We start from the raw sequence: 1203 nt of genomic DNA, 5'->3' as shown, positions 1-1203 counted from the left end.
ATAACTGACAAATATAGGGAAATAGCTTACCAATAAGGAAGAATTCGTAAGTTAATAGAGGTATTTACAGATGCCTGCGATCGCTAAAAATAATGAGGTCATCACGGCAATCATCATCTTTGCTGTATAGCCCTACAAATTCAAGTTAAGACTTACAATAAGAAAAGACGAATATTAAACAACACTTATGCCTGCCCCATACAGTGAAGATCTGCGCCAAAAAGCGATTGCTGCCGTCGAGAGAGGAGAACGCAAAAGTAATGTGAGCCGGATGTTGAACATCAGTCGCAACACACTCGACCTATGGTTGAAGCGCAAAGAACAAACTGGCAACTGCCAAGCGATTACTCACTATCAACAGGGAAATCGGCATAAAATCACCGATTGGCAGCGATTTCGTGAGTTTGTGAAACGGCATGGAGGTAAGACTCAAGCACAAATGGCTTCGTTGTGGGGAGAGGGTGTGAGCCAGCAGAACATTAGTGATGCAATGCAAAAAATTGGAGTGAGTCGTAAAAAAAGACTTATGGATATCGAGAACGGGATCAACTCGAGCGGCAAGAGTTTGGAGAACGTCTGAAGACGAAGGCTGTCAGGCAATTGGTATATGTTGACGAAGCTGGTATCGACAACAGAGAGGAGTATCCTTATGGCTATTGTGAGATTGGACAACGTTTCCATGCCCTTAAGTCGGGCAAGCGCACCCAAAGAGTCAGTTGGATTGCCGCACTCAAGCAAGGTAATCTTTTTGCTCCCATGACCTTTATTGGCTCCTGTAACCGAGATTTATTCCAGATGTGGTTAGAGGAGTGTCTTCTACCACAATTACAACCTGGTGATATTATTATCATTGACAATGCGAGTTTTCATCGCTCCCAGACCATTGATGAAATTGTGGCAGCAGCTGGCTGTGAGCTATGGTATCTCCCTGTCTATTCTCCAGACTTGAACAAAATAGAGCATTGGTGGTTCGTACTCAAAAATTGGATGCGACAGCGATGGGATGAATTTGATAACTTTCGTGATTGTGTTGATGCCGCCTTCAAACACTGTCCTAACGTATTTTCGTAGAGCTATAGCGACTGGGATATTCTTCACTCCCCTCCGCGCGGTAGCGCTTCTTAAACACAACAGTGAGAGACAGATTAATTTTTTCTACATTGAACTCATAAAGGCTCCAAAAATAGGTAAAGAGCATAACAG

General features: G+C 43.4%; 1 protein-coding gene. It reads left to right on the top strand.

The features are described from left to right. Positions 1-187 precede the first annotated feature (187 nt). A protein-coding gene (locus AC2VE5_RS28230; RefSeq protein ID WP_486890811.1) for an IS630 family transposase occupies positions 188-1071 on the top strand; the annotation gives its coding sequence in 2 pieces (ribosomal slippage) (positions 188-514 and positions 517-1071; 882 coding nt in all). Positions 1072-1203: the final 132 nt, after the last annotated feature.

This window comes from Aliterella sp. E5.1, assembly GCF_057473825.1.
Note: the sequence above shows the minus strand (reverse complement) of the source record. Positions and strands in the feature narration are given on the sequence as shown.